Source organism: Oscillibacter sp., assembly GCF_028693505.1.
Lineage (GTDB): Bacteria > Bacillota > Clostridia > Oscillospirales > Oscillospiraceae > Oscillibacter.
In genome coordinates this window covers 1-20,027 of sequence record NZ_JAQUVF010000015.1, presented here as the reverse complement: position 1 = coordinate 20,027, position 20,027 = coordinate 1, and the positions used below count along the sequence as shown (strand labels likewise).

Below are 20,027 nucleotides of genomic sequence, written 5' to 3'. Positions count from 1 at the left end.
AAGCTCCCCTTTGGGGGAGCTTCCGTTTTTTCATGTGGATGGGTAATTAGAACAGTCCGGTGATTTTTCCGTTTTCGTCCACGTCGATCTTCTCCGCGGCGGGCACCTTGGGAAGCCCTGGCATGGTCATGATGTCGCCGGTCAGCGCCACCAAGAATCCGGCCCCGGCGGAGACCTTCAGATTCCGCACCGTGATCTGGAAGTCCTTGGGCGCACCCAGCTTACTGGCGTCGTCGGAGAAGGAATACTGGGTCTTGGCCATGCAGATGGGCAGCTTGTCGAAGCCCAGCGTCTCCAGCTCCTTCACCTGCTTTTGCGCACCGGCGGTCAAAACCGCGCCGTCGGCGTGATAGATCCGGCGGGCAATGTCATTGAGCTTCTTTTCAATGGAGTCCTCCGTGTCGTAGGAGAAGCGGAAGCTTCCCGGCTGCTCGCACAAGCGGACGACTTCCTCCGCAAGGGAAAGACCGCCCTCGCCGCCCTTGGCCCAGACCTCGCTGAGGGCCACGTTGACGCCCAGTGCCCGGCACTTGTCCTCCACCAGCTGCAGCTCGGCGGCGGTGTCGGTGGGGAAGGCGTTGATGGCCACCACGCAGGGCAGTCCGAATACCTGCGTGATGTTTTCCACGTGCTGAAGCAGATTGGGCAGTCCCCGCTCCAGCGCGGGCAGATTCTCCTGATTCAGCTCCGCCTTGGGGACGCCGCCGTGGTTTTTCAGCGCCCGGACCGTGGCGACCACCACCACAGCGGAGGGGGTAAGCCCCGCCAGACGGCACTTGATGTCCAAAAACTTTTCCGCGCCGAGGTCCGCGCCGAAGCCTGCCTCGGTGACGGCATAGTCGGAAAGGCGCATAGCCATCCGGGTGGCCATCACGGAGTTACAGCCGTGGGCGATGTTGGCGAAGGGGCCGCCGTGGATGAAGGCGGGCGTTCCCTCCAGCGTCTGGACCAGATTGGGCTTGAGCGCGTCCTTGAGCAGGGCCGCCATGGCGCCCTCAGCCTTGAGATCGTGGGCGGTGACGGGGGTTCCGTCGTAAGAGTATGCCACCACCATGCGGCCAAGGCGCACCTTCAGATCGGGAATGTCGGCGGAGAGGCACAGCACCGCCATGATCTCGCTGGCCACCGTGATGTCAAAGCCGTCCTCCCGGGGGACGCCCTGCATCCGCCCGCCAAGTCCGTCCACAATGTTGCGCAGCTGCCGGTCATTCATGTCCACGCAGCGCTTCCACGTGATGCGCTTGACGTCGATGCCCAGCGCATTGCCCTGCTGAATGTGGTTATCCAGCATGGCGGCGCAGAGATTGTTGGCCGCGCCGATGGCGTGGAAATCTCCGGTGAAGTGCAGATTGATGTCCTCCATGGGCACCACCTGGGCATAGCCGCCGCCGGCCGCGCCGCCCTTGACGCCGAACACCGGCCCAAGGGACGGCTCCCGCAGGGCAACCAGCGTCTTTTTGCCCAGCTTGCGCATGGAGTCCGCCAGACCCACGGTGGTGGTGGTCTTGCCCTCGCCCGCAGGCGTGGGGTTGATGGCGGTGACCAAAATCAGCTTGCCGTCCGGCTTGTTCACTTCCCGCAGCAGACGGTAGTCCACCTTGGCCTTGTAGTTGCCGTAAAACTCCAGATATTTGGCGTCTACGCCGGCGGTCTCGGCAATTTCCGTGATGGGCTTCATGGTGCAGGACTGAGCGATCTCAATGTCGGTGACAATCTTCATGCAGTGGCCTCCCTATCTTGTAAACAGTGTGTTGTATATAAAAGGTGTTACTTTTGCGTGCCTTCAAAATATACCACGAAAGAGCGCGAAAGGGAAGGGAAAAAAGCGGTTACGGTAAGTCAAATTTCTCAAGAGAGCCATAAGCAGAACTTATAGATGCAAAAAAGTCTGTGACGTATAACAGGACCGGACGGCTGCTGCCGTCCGGTCCTGTTGGGTATTTAGAAGTCTGCGCTGCCCACGGTTCTGGGGTGGGGAAGGACGTCCCGGATGTTGGAAACGCCTGTCAAATACATGACGAGACGCTCAAATCCAAGGCCGAAGCCCGCGTGCTTGCAGCTGCCGTAGCGGCGCAGGTCGCAGTACCACCAGTAGTCCTCGGGCTTCATGCCCAGCTCCCGGATGCGATCCTCCAGCTTCTCCAGCCGCTCCTCGCGCTGGCTGCCGCCGATGATCTCGCCGATGCCGGGGACCAGGCAGTCCGCTGCGGCCACGGTCTTGCCGTCGTCGTTCATGCGCATATAGAAGGCCTTGATCTCCTTGGGATAGTCAGTGACGAACACCGGCTTATGATAGACCTGCTCGGTGAGATAGCGCTCGTGCTCCGTCTGGAGGTCGCAGCCCCAAAACACCTTGTAGTCGAACTTGTCGTTGCACGCTTGCAGAATCTCCACCGCCTCGGTGTAGGTGATGCGGCCGAAATCGGAGGAGGCCACATGCTCCAGCCGCTCCAAAAGGCCCTTGTCCACGAAGCTGTTGAAAAATTGCAGCTCGTCGGGGCAGCGCTCCATCACCCGGCGGATGACGAATTTGATCATGGCCTCCGCCGTGTCCATATAGCCCTTGAGGTCGGTGAAGGCCATCTCCGGCTCGATCATCCAAAACTCGGCGGCATGGCGGGCCGTGTTGGAATTCTCCGCCCGGAAGGTGGGGCCGAAGGTATACACGTCGCCAAAGGCCATGGCAAAGTTTTCCGCGTTCAGCTGGCCGGACACCGTGAGGTTTGCGGGCTTGCCGAAAAAGTCCTGAGAGAAGTCCACCTGCCCGTCCTCCGTCAGCGGCGGGTTTTTGGGGTCCAGCGTGGTGACGCGGAACATCTCGCCCGCGCCCTCGCAGTCGCTGGCGGTGATGAGGGGGGTGTGGACATAGACGAAGCCGCGGCTCTGGAAAAATTCGTGGATGGCGTAAGCTGCCACGCTGCGCACCCGGAAGGTGGCGGAGAAGAGATTCGTCCGGGGCCGCAGATGCTGGATGGTCCGCAAAAATTCCAAGCTGTGCCGCTTCTTTTGCAGCGGGTAATCGGGGGTGGAGGCGCCCTCCACGGCGATGTGCGTGGCCTTGAGCTCCAGAGTCTGCTTGGCGTCGGGAGTCAACGTCACCGTGCCGGTGACGAGCAGGGCGGCACCCACATTCTGGGCGGCAATCTCCTTATAATTCTCCAGAGCGGCGGACTCCATGACGACCTGCAAATTCTTAAAGCAGGAGCCGTCGTTCAATTCGATGAAGCCAAAGCCCTTGAGGTCCCGAATGGTGCGGACCCAGCCGCCAACGGTGACTTCCTTGCCGGACAGCGTCTCACTGTCGGCAAAAATCGCTGCGATTTTCGTAGTACTCATTGCTGTTCACCCATTTTTCTTGTTTTTACTGTTTTTATTGGAAAAGTATGCACAATAATTGACTATTGTACTCTATTCTCAACCTTTTTTCAAGAGCAAACGGTGAGTTTTGAGATGGCGGTCAGGAAATGGCCTCGCTGCCCACCTGATAGCCGTCCCATGCCCCGTCGGCGCTCTGGACGGCGGTGCAGTCCGCGAAGTAGTAAGCGCCGGTGCCGCTGCGCCACTTCTGGGCGTCAAATCGGACGATATTCAGGCTGGTTGTGCCTTCCGAGGGCTTTTCCGTGATGGAGAACAGGCACCCGTCCGTCCACTGCCAGAACCGCGCATCGCTGCCTTCTAAAGGCTCTCCGGTGATATAGCCCTGCTCCGTCAGCTCCGCGAAGGTGCCCTGAACGGGGACGATGCCGTGGGCTTCACTGAAGGCCCACGCCACGGCGGCGCGTTCGCTCTCCGAAAGACCGGTGGCGGAGAGGTCCACCCCCAGCGCCGTAAGATCACTGTTTAGCCCCTCGTCCACGGTCCAGAGATCGTTCAGCACCCGGAAATACAGCGCGCAGCGGTCGTCAAAGCCATCCTCCAGCACCGTAAGCGAGGAGACCTGACACAGCTGGGCGGGGAAGGATTCCAGGATGTCGCCGCTAAAAGCAATCTCCACCAGCGCCCCGTCCCGCAGCGCGCCGTCCGCGCCGTTCTCCCATTTCAGGCGGTAGACGTCGCCGCTTGAGCCGGACTGCTTTGCCAGCAGCAGCGTGTCCGTTCCGCCGCCGGAGATTACCCGGCAGACCATGGTGACGTCGGCGCTTTGAACGCCCTTGTCCGCCGCGCCGCCCGCAGGATTCTCCGGCGCTGCCCCGCCGCCCGCAGCGCCGCAGGCTGCCAGCAGGCACAGGCAGAGATAAACTGCCAGAAAAAGAGAAAACACAGACCATTTTTTCACAAGATGCCGCCTCCTTTTTTGCTTCGGACGGGAAGAGCTGCAAATTTGTTCCCGCAGGGGAACGACCGCAGACCCGGCAAAGCGTGAAAATGACGGTTGACTTTTGTATAGAGACCGTTAAACTAATAGGTGAAATTTTTGCAGTCAGCGCGGGCGGCGGGGACTGCCGGAGAACGGAGGAGAAGAGACATGCTGGAATTGCTGAAAACGACGGTGGCGCCCCAGGCCCAGAATGATTTTGTCTGGGCGGTGGTCGGCTCCCCCTGGGGAGTGCTTGCCTGCTGGCTGGTGGGGATCAATCTTGTGACCTTCTTCGTCTTTGGCGTGGACAAGTGGAAGGCAAAGCGAAAGCAGCAGCACGAGAGCGTCCGCCGGGTGCCGGAGAAAACGCTGTTCCTGCTTGCCGCTCTGGGCGGCAGCGTGGGCGCGCTGCTGGGGATGCGGGTGTGGCGCCATAAAACGCTGCACCGGTCGTTTCGCATCGGCGTTCCCCTGATTTTGCTGGCGCAGATCCTCATTCCGGCGGGGCTGTGCCTCTACTGGAACGTCATCCGGTAAAAGGGGCGGAGACAAAAAATGACGCAAAAATGGGTACTTCCGCTTCTTGACAAGGAGAATTCCCGGTGATATGATAATAAATTATAAAAAGGCATTGAAAAGGACACCGTCCGGAAAAGACACCAGAGAGGAGCCGCCGCTGGCTGGAAGCGGCTCTTGCCGCACCCGGAACCGGTTACCGCCTTGGAGCTGCCCACCGATACGTAGGCTGGGACGGGACCTCCCGTTATAGAGGACACGAGCGGCGCCCTTCGGGACGCAAGCAGGGTGGAACCGTGGAATACGAGTTTCGTATCTCACCCCTGATTTTGGTCAGGGGTGGGATTTTTTTAATTTCCGCCCCTCAACGGAACAAGGAGGAACGCAATCATGTCTGAAGAAAACAATCAGTATACCTTTGAAAATGAGGAGTATCGCCACACTTACTGGCATACCTGCTCCCACGTGCTGGCGCAGGCCGTCAAGCGGCTGTATCCCGAGGTGAAGCTGGCCATCGGCCCGTCTATCGAAAACGGCTTTTATTACGATCTGGATTCTCCCTTCCCCTTCACCCCGGAGATCATGGAGGGCATCGAGACCGAGATGCGCAAGATCTGCAAGGAAAAGCTGAAGCTGGAGCGCTTTGAGCTGCCCCGTGCGGAAGCCATTGCGTTCATGGAGGAAAAGGGCGAGCCTTATAAGGTGGAGCTCATCAACGACCTGCCCGCCGACGCCGCCATCAGCTTTTATAAGCAGGGCGAGTTCACCGACCTTTGCGCAGGTCCCCATCTGGACTCCACCGGCCGCATCAAGGGCAATGGCATCAAGCTGACCACCTGCAACGCCGCCTACTGGCGGGGCGATTCTTCTCGGGAGACCCTGCAGCGCATCTATGGCGTGGCCTTCCCCAAGAAGGAAGAGCTGGACGCGTATCTTGCGCGCATTGAGGAGGCCAAGCGCCGGGACCACCGGAAGCTGGGCAAGGAGCTGGACCTCTTCGCCTTCCGGGACGAGGCCCCCGGCTTCCCCTTCTACCTGCCCAAGGGCATGGTGCTGAAAAACACCCTCATCGACTATTGGCGGCAGGTCCATAAGAAGTGGGACTATCTGGAAATTTCCACGCCCCAGATTATGAAGCGGACGCTGTGGGAGACCTCCGGCCACTGGGACCACTATAAGGACAACATGTACACCACCGTCATCGACGAGGAGGATTTCGCCATCAAGCCCATGAACTGCCCCGGCAGCATTCTGGTCTATGATCTGGCGCCCCACTCTTACCGGGACCTCCCCCTGCGCTACGGCGAGCTGGGCCTGGTTCACCGCCACGAGCTTTCCGGCGCGCTGCACGGCATGTTCCGCGTGCGCTGCTTCACGCAGGACGACGCCCATATCCTGCTGGCCAAGGACCAGATCAAAGACGAGGTCATCCGCATCGCCCGCCTCTTCGACGAGGTTTACTCCCTCTTCGGTCTGCCCTATAAGATCGAGCTTTCCACCATGCCGGACGACCATATCGGCTCCGTGGAGGACTGGGACGTGGCCACCAATGCCCTGGCGGAGGCCATCACCAGCATCGGCAAGGAATACGTGGTCAACCCCGGCGACGGCGCGTTCTACGGCCCCAAGCTGGACTTCCACATTCAGGACTCTCTGGGGCGCACGTGGCAGTGCGGCACCATCCAGCTGGATTACCAGCTCCCCGGCCGCTTCCATCTGGAGTATACCGGGACCGACGGCGAAAAGCACTGCCCCGTCATGATCCACCGGGTGGTGTTCGGCTCCATCGAGCGCTTTATCGGCATCATCACCGAGCACTTTGCCGGTGCGTTCCCCACGTGGCTCTCTCCCGTGCAGGTAAAGCTGCTGCCCATCACTGACCGGGCCGCCGACTACGCCAAGGAGGTTTCCGCCGAGCTGGAGAGCGCCGGCTACCGTGTGGAAACGGACCTGCGCAACGAGAAGATCGGCAAGAAGATCCGGGAAGCGCAGCTGGAGAAGATTCCCTATATGCTGGTCATCGGCGACAAGGAGGCCGAAAGCGGCACCGTCTCCGTGCGCCATCGCGCGGACGGCGATCTGGGCGTGATGAGCAAAGCGGAGTTTACCGCGCTGCTCAAAAACGTCGTGGATACCAAGGACAGAAAGTAAGTTCTGCACACACAAACGGCAAGGGGCCTGTCGGATAAAATCCGGCAGGCCCTGTTTTCTTTGCGGCTTCTAAACTTCCCGCCCGTTGGTTTCGTGATGGCGCCCATTAGCAGTGCTGAAATGAACAAAAGGTGAAGTAAAATTACGTAAAAAAACTGGGCGCTTCTCTAAATTTGCAAAAGTAGTGGCAGAAGCCATTGCATCTGCCAAAGGGAGAAGAGTATACTGTATAAAATTCGGGAAAAACCACAACCATAGAAAGAGGAGGACAACACCAAATGAACAAAACGTTTAAAAAGGTGCTGGTGGCCAACCGGGGAGAAATCGCCATGCGAATTTTCCGGGCCTGCCACGATTTGGGTTTGCAGACCATTGCCATTTACTCCAACGAGGATACGTACAGTATCTTCCGGACCGCTGCCGACGAGTCCTATCTCATTGGCGAGAACGAAAGCCCTCTGGGCGCTTATTTGAATATTCCCCGCATCATCCAGCTGGCGAAGCTCCACGGCGCGGACGCCATCCACCCCGGCTACGGCTTTTTGTCGGAAAACGGCGACCTTGCCCGGGCCTGCGAGGAGGCGGACATCCAGTTTATCGGGCCTTCCTCCAAGGTGCTGGATATGATGGGCGACAAGCTCTCCGCCAAGCAGATCGCGGTGGCTTGCGGCGTTTCCACCACCCCCGGCACCACGGAACCGCTCAAGAGCCGGGAGGAGGCCCAGCGTCTCGCCCAGTCCTTCGGCTTCCCCGTCATTTTGAAAGCTGCCGCAGGCGGCGGCGGACGGGGCATGCGCCGCTGCGACACGGTGGAAGAGGTGGGCGTCAACTTTGACCTGGTGAAGGCGGAGGCGAAAAAGGCCTTTGGCAACGACGACATCTTCATGGAAAAGTTTTTGGTGGAGCCGAAGCACATTGAGGTGCAGGTCCTGGGCGACGCGTATGGCAACGTGGTCCACCTGTACGAGCGGGACTGCTCCCTCCAGCGGCGCTATCAGAAGGTGGTGGAGTTTACGCCCGCCTTCTCCGTGGAAGCGTCCGTCCGGGAGGCGCTGTACGACGACGCGGTGAAGATCGCAAAGCACGTGGGCTATGTGAATGCCGGTACGCTGGAATTTCTGGTGGATAAAGAGGGCCATCACTACTTCATCGAAATGAACCCCCGCATTCAGGTGGAGCACACCGTCACGGAAATGGTGACGGGCATCGACCTCGTGCGCTCCCAGATTCTGGTGGCGGAGGGCCGCCCGCTGAGCGATCCGGAAATTGGAATTACTTCGCAGGCGGACGTGCGCCAAAACGGCTATGCCATACAGTGCCGCGTCACCACCGAGGACCCCACCCACAACTTCGCCCCCGACACCGGCAAGATCACGGCTTATCGCTCCGCCGGTGGCTTCGGCATCCGGCTGGACGGCGGCAACGCCTATACCGGCGCGGTGATCTCCCCCTATTATGACTCCCTGCTGGTGAAGATCACCACGTGGGACAATACCTTCCCCGGCGTGTGCCGCAAGGCGGCCCGGGCCATCAACGAGGTCCACGTCCGGGGCGTCAAGACCAACATCGCCTTTATCACCAACATCCTGAAAAACCCCACCTTTATGGCGGGCAAGTGCCACACCAAATTTATTGACGAGACCCCGGAGCTGTTCCAGATCGACGAGAGTCAGGACCGGGCCACCAAGATGCTCAAATACATTGGCAATATCGTGGTGAAGGAGCGGGAGGGCCACAAGTTTTACGACGCGCCCCGGTTCCCGGCGGTCACCGGCGTGCGGCCGGACGGCCTGAAGCAGATGCTGGACGCCAAGGGCCCCAAGGCGGTTTCCGACTGGGTGCGGGACCAGAAAAAGCTGCTCATCACCGACACCACCTGCCGCGACGCCCATCAGTCCCTGCTGGCGACCCGGGTGCGCACCCGGGATATCATCAAGGGCATGGACGCCACCAGCGAGATTCTGGCGGACGCGTTTTCTCTGGAGTGCTGGGGCGGCGCGACCTTCGATGTGGCGTACCGTTTCCTCCACGAGTCTCCGTGGGAGCGGCTGGATATGATCCGGCAAAAGGCCCCCAACCTCCTGCTGCAAATGCTGCTGCGGGGCGCCAACGCCGTGGGCTACACCAACTACCCCGATAACGTCATCCGGGAGTTTATCAAGGAGGCCGCCCGCTCCGGCGTGGACGTGTTCCGGGTGTTCGACTCCCTCAACTGGGTGCCGGGCATGGAAGTCGCCATGGACGAGGTGCTCAAGCAGGATAAAATTTGCGAGGCCACCATCTGCTACACCGGCGACATTCTGGACCCCAAGCGGGACAAATACCCGCTGGAGTACTATGTGAAGCTGGCGAAGGAGCTGGAGCACCGCGGCGCGCATGTGCTGTGCATCAAGGATATGTCCGGCGTGCTGAAGCCTTACGCCGCCAAGAAGCTGGTCTCCACCCTCAAGCAGGAGGTCGGGATCCCCATCCAGCTCCACACCCACGATACCTCCGGCAACCAGGTGGCGACCTACCTCATGGCCGCCGAGGCCGGCGTGGACATTGTGGACTGCGCCGTCTCCTCCATGGCCTCTCTCACCAGCCAGCCCTCTTTGAACGCCGTGGTGGCAGCTTTGCAGGGGACCGAGCGGGATACCGGTCTGGACCTTGGACGGCTCCAGTCCCTCACCGACTACTGGGAGGATGTGCGCAAGCGCTATGATATCTTCGAGGCAGGCATCCAGTGCTCCTCCACGGATATCTACCGCTACGAGATCCCCGGCGGCCAGTATACGAACCTGAAGCCGCAGGTGGAATCTCTGGGCCTTGGCAGCCGCTTTGAGGAGGTCCGGGAGAATTACCGCAAGGTCAACGAGATGCTGGGGGACATCGTGAAGGTCACCCCCTCCAGCAAGATGGTGGGCGACATGGCGATCTTCATGACCCAAAACAGCCTGACGCCGGAGGATATTGTGGAAAAGGGCGAGAATCTGGCCTTCCCGGATTCCGTCGTGAGCTACTTCTCCGGCATGATGGGCCAGCCTGCCGGCGGTTTCCCCAAGGACTTGCAGCGGGTGGTGCTCAAGGGCAAGGCCCCCATCACCTGCCGCCCCGGCGAGCTTTTAGAGAGCGTGGACTTTGAGGAAAAGAAGCGGGAGATGTCCGCCTTCGATCCGAACCCCAGCTGGCGCGCGGTGCTGAGCTACTGCCTGTACCCCAAGGTTTTGGAGGAATTCGTCAAAAACCGGAAGGAATACGGCTATATCATGCGCCTTGGCAGCCATGTGTTCTTCCACGGTTTGGCGGTGGGCGAGACCAACAAGGTCAACATCGCCGACGGCAAGACCCTGGTCATCAAATATCTGGGCCTTGGCGAGGTGGATAAAGAGGGCATGCGCACCGTCAGCTTTGAGCTCAACGGCATCCGCCGGGATGTGCAGGTCCCTGACGAGGCCGCCCAGAAGAACATTGTGAAGGTGCCCATGGCGGACCCGGAGGACAAGAGTCAGGTGGGCGCGTCCATCCCCGGCGCTGTCAGCAAGATCAATGTTAAGGTGGGCGACCGGGTGGAGAAAAACGAGACCCTTTTGACCATCGAGGCCATGAAGATGGAAACAGCCGTCACTGCCCGCATGGCGGGCACCGTGGCTGCCATCGAGGTCCGCGAGGGCGACACCGTGAAGGGCGGTCAGCTGCTGCTGACGATCCAATAAATGGCTTCCCCAGCGTTTTAGCCAATCGGCTAAAACGCTGGGGAATTTTTTTTGTGCAAGATTGTGAGATGGAGAAATGTACAGATAAGGAATTGACAAAAAAATCGCTGAATTGCAAGGCGATGGGCGCTGACTTGCATAAAATATTGAAAATGTGAAAAATAAAACTTGAAAAATGACGGCGGGTACGGTATGATATGCAAGTAATTGTTGGACCCAGTATGAAAATAAAGAGGAAAGAGGATTTGAAGATGAAAAAGTTTCTGTCTTTGCTGATGGCCGTTTCGATGATGGCTACTGTTCTGGCCGGCTGCGGCGGCGATAAGGCCGCGGAGAAGCCCGCCGATACCGGCACTCCCGCCCAGGGGGAGACCCAGGCTCCCGCCTCCACCGGCAGCAATTTGACCTTCACCACCGGCGGTTCTTCCGGAACCTACTTCGCGTTCGGCTCCGTGCTGGCCGGTCAGGTCAGCAGCTCCACCGGCACCAAGGTCACCGCCGTGGAGGGCAAGGGCTCTCAGGGCAACGTGGAGCTGATGGATATGGAGGGCGCGCAGCTGGGCTTTGTCCAGTCCGACGTCATGAGCTACGCCTATGACGGCACCAACCTCTTCGCGGAAACCGGCAAGGTGGACTGCTTCTCCACCGTGGCCGCTTTGTATATGGAGCAGGTCCAGATCGTCACCTGCGACCCCAGCATCAAGACCGTGGCGGACCTTGCGGGCAAGAACGTCTCTGTGGGCGACTCCGGTTCCGGCGTGTACTATAACGCCGTGGACGTGCTGGGCGCTTACGGGCTGGACGTGGAAAAGGACATTAAGCCCACCTATCAGGGCTTCGGCGACAGCGCTGAGGCGCTGAAGGACGGCAAGATCGACGCTGCCTTCGTGGTGGCCGGCGCTCCCACCACCGCCATTGTGGAGCTGTCCAACTCCAAGCCCACGTATCTTGTGAGTCTGGATAAGGAGCACATTGACGCCCTGCGCGCCGAGTCCCCCTATTACAGCGAATACACCATCCCCGCCGATGTGTACGGTCTGGAGTCTGACACCACCACCGTGGCGGTCAGCGCCGTCATCATTGCCCGGGACGATGTCAGCGAGCAGGATGTGTACAACTTCGTCTCCGGCGTGTTTGAAAATATCGACGCCATCACCGCCGTCCACGCCAAGGGCGGCGAGCTGAGCTTGGACTTTGCCACCTCCGTGACCTCCGTGCCCTATCATGCCGGCGCTGCCAAGTATTTTGCCGAGAAGGGCTACGACGTCCCCACCAAGTAAAAAACCCCCGGGTGAAACCATCCGAGAGGCTGCGGCGGGCAAAAAGCCCGCCGCAGTCCCTTATCGGTTTTACGAGGCAGATGAGTTTGCACGGTGACAGGATGCAAAGTCATGCGCTTCGCGAAGAAGTGAAGAAATGAAGGAAGAGAGGAAACCAGCATGCGCTTTGGGAAAAAAGACAAAGAGCTGCCCGTCAATACCGCCCCCGTTGAGGATACCGGTGTCGGCACCGCCGCCGATGTGGAAACGGTTATGAAAAAGTATGACCGGGAATCCAACGTCCGCGTGTGGGAGGGCATACCAAAACAGATCGTGCGCTATCTGATGGTGGCGTTTTCTTTGTACAGCATTTATGTGACACTGTTTTCTACCGCCCTGCCGGAAGTCCGCTTGTCAGTGTTTTTGGCGTCCATTCTGGTCATGGGCTATTTGAATTTCCCCGCCCGGAAGCACCACGTGAAGGTCAATTCCATGCCGTGGTACGACTGGGCCATCATGATCCTCGGCGCGGGCGCTTTCTTCTATTACGCCCTGAACGCCGAGCGGATCATTAAGCTCTCTTTGCGGGCGGCCAAGGACCCGGTGCTTTTAACCGTGGGCGTGATTGGCATTGTCGCTTTGATCGAGCTGTGCCGACGCAGTGTGGGACTGCCGATTTTGTGCGTGGTGGGTGCGCTGCTGGTATACACCTTTACCCAGGTCCAGACTAAGCTTGTGATCTACAATCTGTTTTACACCACCACCGGTGTGATGAACACGCCCATCAACGTGTGCGCCAAGTATATCGTGGTGTTCATCATCTTCGGCGCGTTTCTGGAGCGGACCGGTATCGCGCAGTTTTTTATCAGTCTTGCAAACTCCATTGCCGGCGCTTCCGCAGGCGGACCTGCGAAGGTGGCCGTCATCTCCTCCGCCCTTTGCGGCATGGTGTCTGGCTCCTCCGTGGGCAACACCGTGACCACCGGCTCTGTCACCATCCCCATGATGAAAAAGACGGGCTACAAGGCGGAATTCGCGGGCGCGGTGGAAGCGGCCGCCTCCACCGGCGGACAGATCATGCCCCCCATTATGGGCGCCGCCGCCTTTTTGATGGCGGAGTACATGAATGTGAGCTATGCCACCGTGGCAGTCACCGCCATTTTGCCCGCCGTGCTGTATTTTACCGGCATCTATATCTCCGTGCATCTGGAAGCACAGAAGCTGGGTCTCAAGGGCATCCCCAAGGAAGAGCTGCCCAAGATGCGCGTTCTCGTGAAGAAGCTCTATCTGCTCTCGCCGCTGGTGGTGCTGGTGGTGATGGTATCCCTGAACCTCAAGACCATGCAGTTCTCCGCCGCTGTGGCTATCGGCGTGGCGGTGCTGGTGGGCATCATCAACAAGGATGACCGCCTGACCGTTACCAAGTTCTTTGACGCGCTGGAAGCCGGCGGAAAGGGCACCATCACTGTGGCTGTCGCCTGCGCCATGGCGGGGATCGTGGCCGGCTGCATTACGGTCACCGGTCTTGCCTCCAAGCTCATTACCGCCATCGTCTCCGTTTCCGGCGGGCATATGATGATCGCGCTGGTGCTGACGATGCTCTGCTGCATTGTGCTGGGCATGGGCGTGCCCACCACGGCCAACTATTGCATTATGGCGGCCACCTGCGCCCCCATTTTGATGAATCCTGCCATCGGCGTTCCCGCCATGGCGGCGCACTTCTTCGTGTTCTATTTCGGCATCGTGGCGGATATCACGCCCCCGGTTGCGCTTGCGGCCTACGCCGGCAGCGCCATCGCCAAGGCGCCGCCCATGAAAACGGCCCTCAACGCCACAAGACTCGCCATCGCCGCGTTTATTGTGCCGTACATTTTCGCGTTGAACCCCTCCATGCTTTTCATCAACACCGTGTGGTACGAGGTGGTGCAGATCGTCATCAGCTCCCTCATCGGCCTTTTCGGCGTGGCGGCGGCCCTCAACGGCTATTTGTACTGCAAAATTAACCCCCTGCTGCGCATTTTGCTGGCAGTGGGCGGCATGGGCATGATGATTCCGGGCACCCTCACCGATGTGCTGGGCCTTGTGATGGCCGGCGGCGTCATCTTCTATCAGCGCGCTGCGGCCAAACGGCTTTCCACTGTCGCTTGACGCACCGAATACCGCTCCCCCAACGGGGAGCGGTTTCTTTTCTGTTTATCTGAATTTTTTAGGAACCATTTACCGGTTTGGCGCGTCTATATCTATATAAGACCCCAGAAGCAGGAATCTGTAACTGTTTTGTTGTTGCTTTCAGGGGAGAACTGTATTAACCTGTTTCATACAGTTCGCGACGGATCAACAAAGAAGAGGAGAAGCAAACATGTCTGAAGTCATGGAAAGAGAGACCCTGCCCGAGGGGCAGCCGGAGAGCACGCCGACCGTTCCGGTAACGGACAAGGCGTCCGGAAAACCGCTTGGCGGGAAATGGAAGGCCATGCCCCGGAAAAAGCGGCGGCGGATCATTCGGTGGGGCGTTATTCTGCTGGTGCTTCTGGTCATTGGGTGCATTTTGTATAAGACGCTGGGCGGGAAGAAGGCCTCCACGGAGCAGGTGGTAACGGATACCGTCCAGTACGGGGCCATTACCTCCACGGTGGAGGGCAGCGGTCTGACCAAGGCCAAGACCAGCGAGACCATTACGCTGACCACCGCCGGCACGGTGCAGGATGTGCTGGTCACGGAGGGCCAGAAGGTCACTGCGGGAGACCCGCTGTTTGTGATCGAGTCCGAGGCGGCCCGCACCGCTGCGGATAAAGCGAGAAAAGACGTGGAGGGGTATGAGAAGAAGCTGAACACCCTCCGTAAGGATATTGCCGGATTGAATCTGGCGGCCGGGTATCCCGGAAAGCTGATGGAGGTGGTGACGCTGAATCCCGGCGACACCATCACCAAGGACAGCGAGAGCGAGATCTTCACCGTGGAGCAGAGTCTGGAGGACGCCCGCAAGACGCTGGAGACCGCCCAGAAGAATCTGGACAACTGCAACGCCGTGGCGCCCATCGACGGGACAGTCATCGGCCTGATGCTCCAGCAGGGGCAGGAGGTGGCGGCCAATACGGCGGTCATCACCATTGCCGATACCTCCACCATCACCGTGGACGCCACGGTGGACGAGCGGAACGTCAGCTATGTGAAGCCCGGCATGACGGTGACCATCGACCAGTGGGGCACCCAGTTTATGGGCACGGTGGAGACCGTCAGCCTCAACTCCAAGGCGGAAAACGGCGTGGCCAGCTATCCCATGATCATCACCGTGGACAATACCGACGGGTCCTTGATGACCGGAAGCTACATCAACTATTCTCTGGCGGCCAGTGAAAACGACAACTGTCTGCTGCTTCCCATCCAGTGCGTGAAAACCGTTCCGCTGCCCGACGGCACCACCGGCAGCGTGGTCTTTGTCAAGGGCAGCCGCCCGGACAACGCCGTGGATCTGGAGGTGCCGGTGGACGGCGTACCCAAGGATTTCTGGGCGGTGCCGGTGGAGATCGGTATTTCCGACGACTATAATGTGGAGATCAAATCCGGTGTGGAGGAGGGAGCGGAAGTCTTTACACAGGTACAGACGGAAAGCTCCTGGATGTGATATGCTGGTAAAACTGAAGGACGTTTATAAAATCTACGGCGAAGGGATGGAAAGCGAGGTCCGGGCGCTGGACGGCGTGAGTCTGGAGATCGACCGGGGCGAGTTTGTGGCGGTGGTAGGTCAGTCGGGTTCCGGAAAGTCCACCATGATGAACGTGCTGGGCTGTCTGGATATCCCCACCCGGGGCGACTATCTTCTGGACGGGACCGACGTCCGGGAGCTGACGGACAAGGAGCTTTCCCATATCCGCAACAAGCAGATCGGGTTTATTTTTCAGCAGTACAACCTGATCCAGAATCTGAACGTGTTGGAAAATGTGGAGCTGCCGCTGATCTATCAGGGCATCGGCGCCGACGATCGGCGGGATATGGCAATGGAGGCGCTGGAGCGGGTGGGATTGTCGGACCGGGTCCGGCATAAACCCACGGAGATGTCCGGCGGCCAGCAGCAGCGCGTGGCCATCGCCCGCGCCATCGCCACCCACCCGCCCATCATCATGGCCGACGAGCCTACCGGCGCGTTGGACTCCCACACGGGACACGAGGTGCTGGGGTTTCTCCAGAGACTGAATAAAGAGGGCAGCACCGTGATCCTCATCACCCACGATAACGGGATTGCCGCCACCGCCCGCCGCGTGGTGCGGCTGGCGGACGGCAGGATCACGGAGGATCAGGCGCAGGAGGTGGATTGGCTGTGAATATTCGTCAGGCCATCAAAATGGCCGTCAAGTCCATTCTTGGCAGCAAGGGCCGGTCCATGCTGACGATGCTGGGCATCATCATCGGCATCGCGTCGGTCATGACCATCGTTTCCACCATCAACGGCATGAATGAGCAAAACCTCAAGCAGATGGAGGCCATGGGCACCAACCGCATCGACGTGTCCGCCTACCTCTATAACGGACAAAACGCCTTTGAGGCGCTGTATAATTACTGCAATTCGCTGGGCAGCGATCTGGTGCTGGGCGTCACGCCCAACAGCAACGCTTCCGCCACGGTGGTCTACGGCTCCAAAAGCAGCACCGCCATGCAGAAAAATCAGGAAAATATGTGGAGCATGGACGGCTCTCAGCAAAATCAGGGCAATGTGGCGCTGCCGCCCAATCTGTATTACGGAAGCGATCAGTACAGCGTCTGCAACAACTTTACCTTGGCCGGGGGGCGGGACCTGAGCGCCATCGACATCAAAAACTACGCGCAGGTCTGTATTCTGGGCGCCCGGGCGGCGCAGAACTTTTTTAACTACGCGGACCCTGTGGGGCAGACGATGCAGATCAACGGCCTGCCGTTCACGGTGGTGGGGGTCTACGCGGAGAAGGACCCGAACTCCAATTGGTCCATGGACAACGTCATCGTGTTCCCCTATTCCGTCAGCCGTCTCATCCAGCCCGGCACCACCATGAACGACTTCACGGTGAAGGCCGCCTCGGCGGAGGCCGCTGTGGAGGCCACCTCCCGCATCAGCGGATTTTTAACGGGATTGACCAACAACGGAAAAAGCGGAAACGGGTATGCCAACAGCAATAACCAGTGGCAAAATTCCGTCAACGAGCAGGCCACCATGATGAGTCTGGTGTTGGGCGGTATTGCTGCCATCTCGCTGCTGGTGGGCGGCATCGGCATTATGAACATCATGCTGGTCACCGTCACCGAGCGGACAAGAGAAATCGGCATCCGCCGGGCCATCGGCGCGGAGCGCAGCTCTATCGTGACCCAGTTCCTCATTGAGGCGGCCATGCTCTGCGGCATCGGCGGATTGATCGGTATGGCGCTGGGGACCGTGGCAACGAGAGTGGCGGGAAAACTGCTGGTCCATGTGGATATCTGGCCGTCGCCGGCCATCACGGTGGGAGCGTTTTTGCTGTCGGTGCTGCTGGGCGTTGTGTTCGGCATCTATCCCGCGGCCAAGGCGTCCAAACTCCAGCCTGTGGAAGCGCTGCGGGCGGAATGAGAAGGAGAAGCATATGAAAAGACGAATTTTGACATGGCTGACGGCGGTGTGCATGGCGGTATCCATGCTGCCGCTTTCGGCGATGGCGGCCGGGGCAGGCACTGTGACGTTCGCCGATGTGACGGACAAATCCACCGCTGTGGCCGTGGAGACATTGCGACTGATGGGTGTGCTGGACGGGTATGGCGACGGCAGCTTTCGCCCCGACAGTGTGCTGAACCGGGCACAGTTTTGTAAAATGGTGGTCTATGCCATGGCGGGAGAGGACCAGCTGGGGCGCTACTCCACCGTCACGGTGTTTCCGGACGTGAAACCGTCCCACTGGGCGGCAGGCTACATCAATATGGCCGCCAAGGGCAAGGGCATCATCGCCGGTTATCCGGACGGCAAGTTCCACCCCGACCAGACGGTCACGGTGGGGCAGGCGGTGACCATTTTGCTGCGCCTGCTGGAATATAAGGACGAAAATGTGGGCGGCGTGTGGCCGGACAGCTACATGGCCGTCGGCGCACAAGTGGGCCTTACCGACGGCGTGGGGTCCAACGGCAACGCGCCCCTGACCCGGGGGCAGGCGGCGCGCCTGTTCTTAAATCTGCTGCGTGCCAACAAGCGGGAGGGCGGCAGCTATCTTTCCACGCTGGGGACCCCCGTGACCAACACCATGCTGGTCTCTGCCACCGCCACCGGGACAGACGGGAAAAACAATGCCCTCCAGATCGCGGACGGCACCGTTTACCAGCTGGCCTCCGGCAAGACCTCCAACGGCTCGCTCAACGGCCTGCGGGGGACGATGGTGGTCAATGCCCATGGGCAGGCCGTCACCTTTGTGCCGGACTCCACCGGCGCCAGCCGCGTCATCACGCTATCCACCTGCACCACCACGCAGATTACGGATAGCAACGGGGTGAAGTACACGGTCAAGAGCGACACCAAGAGCTTCTACAACGGAGAAGAGACCTCCTGGGGCAGCGTCTCCAGCTGGGTCCACGCCGGAACCGCGCTGACACTGTACCTTGGCGATTCCGGGAATGTGGAATACATCTTCGTGGGCGGCGGCGGAAGCGCTACGGCGGCCGTGGTGGTTTATGACGACCATTCCGCCACCGGCTTTGACGCCCTCACCGGCGGGATCACCGGATACAGCATCTATAAAAACGGCGCTTCGGCGGGTCTTGGCGATCTGCGCAAGTACGACGTTGCCATCTACTCCGCCGCCACCAACTCCATTCGGGTGTGCGACACCCGGGTGACGGTGTACTACGAAAGCTGCAAGCCCAATCCCAAGGAGCCCACCACCATCACGGCGCTGGGCCAGGAATTTGACGTGCTGCCCACCGCCATGGAGAGCCTTTCCAAGTTTAAGCCCGGCGACCAGATGACGCTGCTTTTGACCGAGGGCGGTCAGGTAGCCGGTGCGGTGGAAGCCAGCGGAAACGCCGCGCGGAGCAATGCCGTGGGCATCGTTTCCTCCAGCGGCACGGTGCAGATGCTTTGCGGCACTGCCAAAATTGAGGTAAAGGCCTCCAACGCCGGCTCCTTCAAGGGGCAGTTGGTGCGCATCTCCGCCAGCAAGAGCGGCGTTACCCTCTCCCGCCTCAGCGGCGGCGCCTCCGGCGAGCTGAATGTGTCTACCCGGAAGCTGGGCAGTGTTGCACTGAGTGAAAACGTGATGGTTTTCCGCAACGGAGAGGATGTGGCGCTGTCCCAGCTTACCAGCGGCATCCTCCCCGCCTCCCAGATCACCTACGCCCGGACCAACTGGGCAGGTCAGGTGGACCTGATCGTCCTCGGCGGCGCTGCCAACACCGACACGGTGATTTATGGCCGCGCAGTGGTCAAATACGAGGATGACGAGTGGGTCTGGAACGCGGATAAGGGCGACAACGAGACCAAGAGAGACGGCGTCAACGGTCACTATGAGACGGTTGACGGCCAGAAGATCTGGGTCTGGAACGACGATGCCGGTCCCAACGCGGAGAAGGAGGAGGGCGTCAACGGCCGCTATACCTCCCGGACCAAGCTGGAAGTGGACTACGGCAGCGGCTTGTCCGTGGGTCCCTTCGCCACCGGCTTCACGGCGCGTAACGGCGACTATGTGGCGGTGACGCTGAATAAGAGCGGCAACGGCTACGCCAGTTTGGTGACGCTGGACAAAATGCAGGGCGTTTCCAACAGTGCTTGGAGCGGTCAAAGTGCGGTCACCATTGGTGGCCGGACGTATACGGTGGCCAGCGACGTGCCTTGCTACAACAAGGACGCGGGCACGTGGATTTCTCTCGACGCGGCGCATGCCTATGCCAGCACGGCAAACATCTATGTTTCGGGCGGCGCTGTGCGGGTCATCGAAGTCAGCCACTGAGCAAACAGGCGAAGAAGCTCCGGACGAAAGTCCGGAGCTTCTTCGAGTCTGTCCAAAAAGCCCGTTGGGCTTTTTGGACAAAGGGTTTCGCTGCGCTCTGCGCCTCATATGCCCGCCTTTGGCGGACCATTCGACGCTCGCTTCGCGCAAAGTGTTTTCTCCTACGCACAGGTCG

12 protein-coding genes are annotated in these 20,027 nt (G+C 59.8%); 9 read left to right on the top strand and 3 right to left on the bottom strand.

Annotated features, from left to right (window positions below):
* Positions 1 to 46 precede the first annotated feature (46 nt).
* The 3 genes from PHI30_RS06105 to PHI30_RS06095 form a co-directional block, all read right to left on the bottom strand.
* Positions 47 to 1,720, bottom strand: coding sequence for a formate--tetrahydrofolate ligase (locus PHI30_RS06105; protein ID WP_300025337.1), 1,674 nt, complete (start codon positions 1,718 to 1,720; stop codon positions 47 to 49).
* 221 nt (positions 1,721 to 1,941) lie between these two features.
* The gene (asnS, locus tag PHI30_RS06100) at positions 1,942 to 3,336 is read right to left on the bottom strand and encodes an asparagine--tRNA ligase (protein ID WP_300025334.1); all 1,395 of its coding nucleotides are present in this window, start codon (positions 3,334 to 3,336) and stop codon (positions 1,942 to 1,944) included.
* 121 nt (positions 3,337 to 3,457) lie between these two features.
* Positions 3,458 to 4,276: a hypothetical protein gene (locus PHI30_RS06095; protein ID WP_300025331.1), complete on the bottom strand. Its 819-nt coding sequence runs from the start codon at positions 4,274 to 4,276 to the stop codon at positions 3,458 to 3,460.
* 189 nt (positions 4,277 to 4,465) lie between these two features.
* Here PHI30_RS06095 and PHI30_RS06090 point away from each other — a divergent pair, with 189 nt between their 5' ends.
* From PHI30_RS06090 to PHI30_RS06050, 9 genes are all read left to right on the top strand, one after another.
* A complete protein-coding gene (locus PHI30_RS06090) occupies positions 4,466 to 4,834 on the top strand; it encodes a DUF1294 domain-containing protein (RefSeq protein ID WP_300025328.1) in 369 nt (122 codons plus the stop codon).
* Positions 4,835 to 5,203: 369 nt separating this feature from the next.
* Positions 5,204 to 6,964: a threonine--tRNA ligase gene (gene thrS / locus PHI30_RS06085; RefSeq protein WP_300025325.1), complete on the top strand. Its 1,761-nt coding sequence runs from the start codon at positions 5,204 to 5,206 to the stop codon at positions 6,962 to 6,964.
* Between the two features lie 278 nt (positions 6,965 to 7,242).
* A complete protein-coding gene (locus PHI30_RS06080; protein WP_300025322.1) occupies positions 7,243 to 10,659 on the top strand; it encodes a pyruvate carboxylase in 3,417 nt (1,138 codons plus the stop codon).
* Positions 10,660 to 10,910: 251 nt separating this feature from the next.
* Complete coding sequence (locus PHI30_RS06075) at positions 10,911 to 11,939, top strand: TAXI family TRAP transporter solute-binding subunit (RefSeq protein WP_300025319.1); 1,029 nt, start codon at positions 10,911 to 10,913, stop codon at positions 11,937 to 11,939.
* Positions 11,940 to 12,098: 159 nt separating this feature from the next.
* Complete coding sequence (locus PHI30_RS06070; protein WP_300025316.1) at positions 12,099 to 14,066, top strand: TRAP transporter permease; 1,968 nt, start codon at positions 12,099 to 12,101, stop codon at positions 14,064 to 14,066.
* A gap of 211 nt (positions 14,067 to 14,277) precedes the next feature.
* Positions 14,278 to 15,543, top strand: coding sequence for an efflux RND transporter periplasmic adaptor subunit (locus PHI30_RS06065; protein WP_300025314.1), 1,266 nt, complete (start codon positions 14,278 to 14,280; stop codon positions 15,541 to 15,543).
* Between the two features lies 1 nt (position 15,544).
* Positions 15,545 to 16,240, top strand: coding sequence for an ABC transporter ATP-binding protein (locus tag PHI30_RS06060; RefSeq protein WP_300025312.1), 696 nt, complete (start codon positions 15,545 to 15,547; stop codon positions 16,238 to 16,240).
* Positions 16,237 to 17,493, top strand: a complete 1,257-nt coding sequence (locus tag PHI30_RS06055) for an ABC transporter permease (RefSeq protein ID WP_300025310.1) — start codon at positions 16,237 to 16,239, stop codon at positions 17,491 to 17,493. The genes PHI30_RS06060 and PHI30_RS06055 overlap by 4 nt, the downstream gene beginning before the upstream one ends.
* A gap of 13 nt (positions 17,494 to 17,506) precedes the next feature.
* Positions 17,507 to 19,852, top strand: a complete 2,346-nt coding sequence (locus PHI30_RS06050) for an S-layer homology domain-containing protein (protein ID WP_300025307.1) — start codon at positions 17,507 to 17,509, stop codon at positions 19,850 to 19,852.
* Positions 19,853 to 20,027: the final 175 nt, after the last annotated feature.

Coding starts and splice junctions, on each gene's coding strand:
- PHI30_RS06105 (WP_300025337.1), bottom strand. CDS start 1,720: ATGAAGATTGTCACCGACATTGAGATCGCTCAGTCCTGCACCATGAAG.
- asnS (WP_300025334.1), bottom strand. CDS start 3,336: ATGAGTACTACGAAAATCGCAGCGATTTTTGCCGACAGTGAGACGCTG.
- PHI30_RS06090 (WP_300025328.1), top strand. CDS start 4,466: ATGCTGGAATTGCTGAAAACGACGGTGGCGCCCCAGGCCCAGAATGAT.
- thrS (WP_300025325.1), top strand. CDS start 5,204: ATGTCTGAAGAAAACAATCAGTATACCTTTGAAAATGAGGAGTATCGC.
- PHI30_RS06080 (WP_300025322.1), top strand. CDS start 7,243: ATGAACAAAACGTTTAAAAAGGTGCTGGTGGCCAACCGGGGAGAAATC.
- PHI30_RS06075 (WP_300025319.1), top strand. CDS start 10,911: ATGAAAAAGTTTCTGTCTTTGCTGATGGCCGTTTCGATGATGGCTACT.
- PHI30_RS06070 (WP_300025316.1), top strand. CDS start 12,099: ATGCGCTTTGGGAAAAAAGACAAAGAGCTGCCCGTCAATACCGCCCCC.
- PHI30_RS06065 (WP_300025314.1), top strand. CDS start 14,278: ATGTCTGAAGTCATGGAAAGAGAGACCCTGCCCGAGGGGCAGCCGGAG.
- PHI30_RS06060 (WP_300025312.1), top strand. CDS start 15,545: ATGCTGGTAAAACTGAAGGACGTTTATAAAATCTACGGCGAAGGGATG.
- PHI30_RS06050 (WP_300025307.1), top strand. CDS start 17,507: ATGAAAAGACGAATTTTGACATGGCTGACGGCGGTGTGCATGGCGGTA.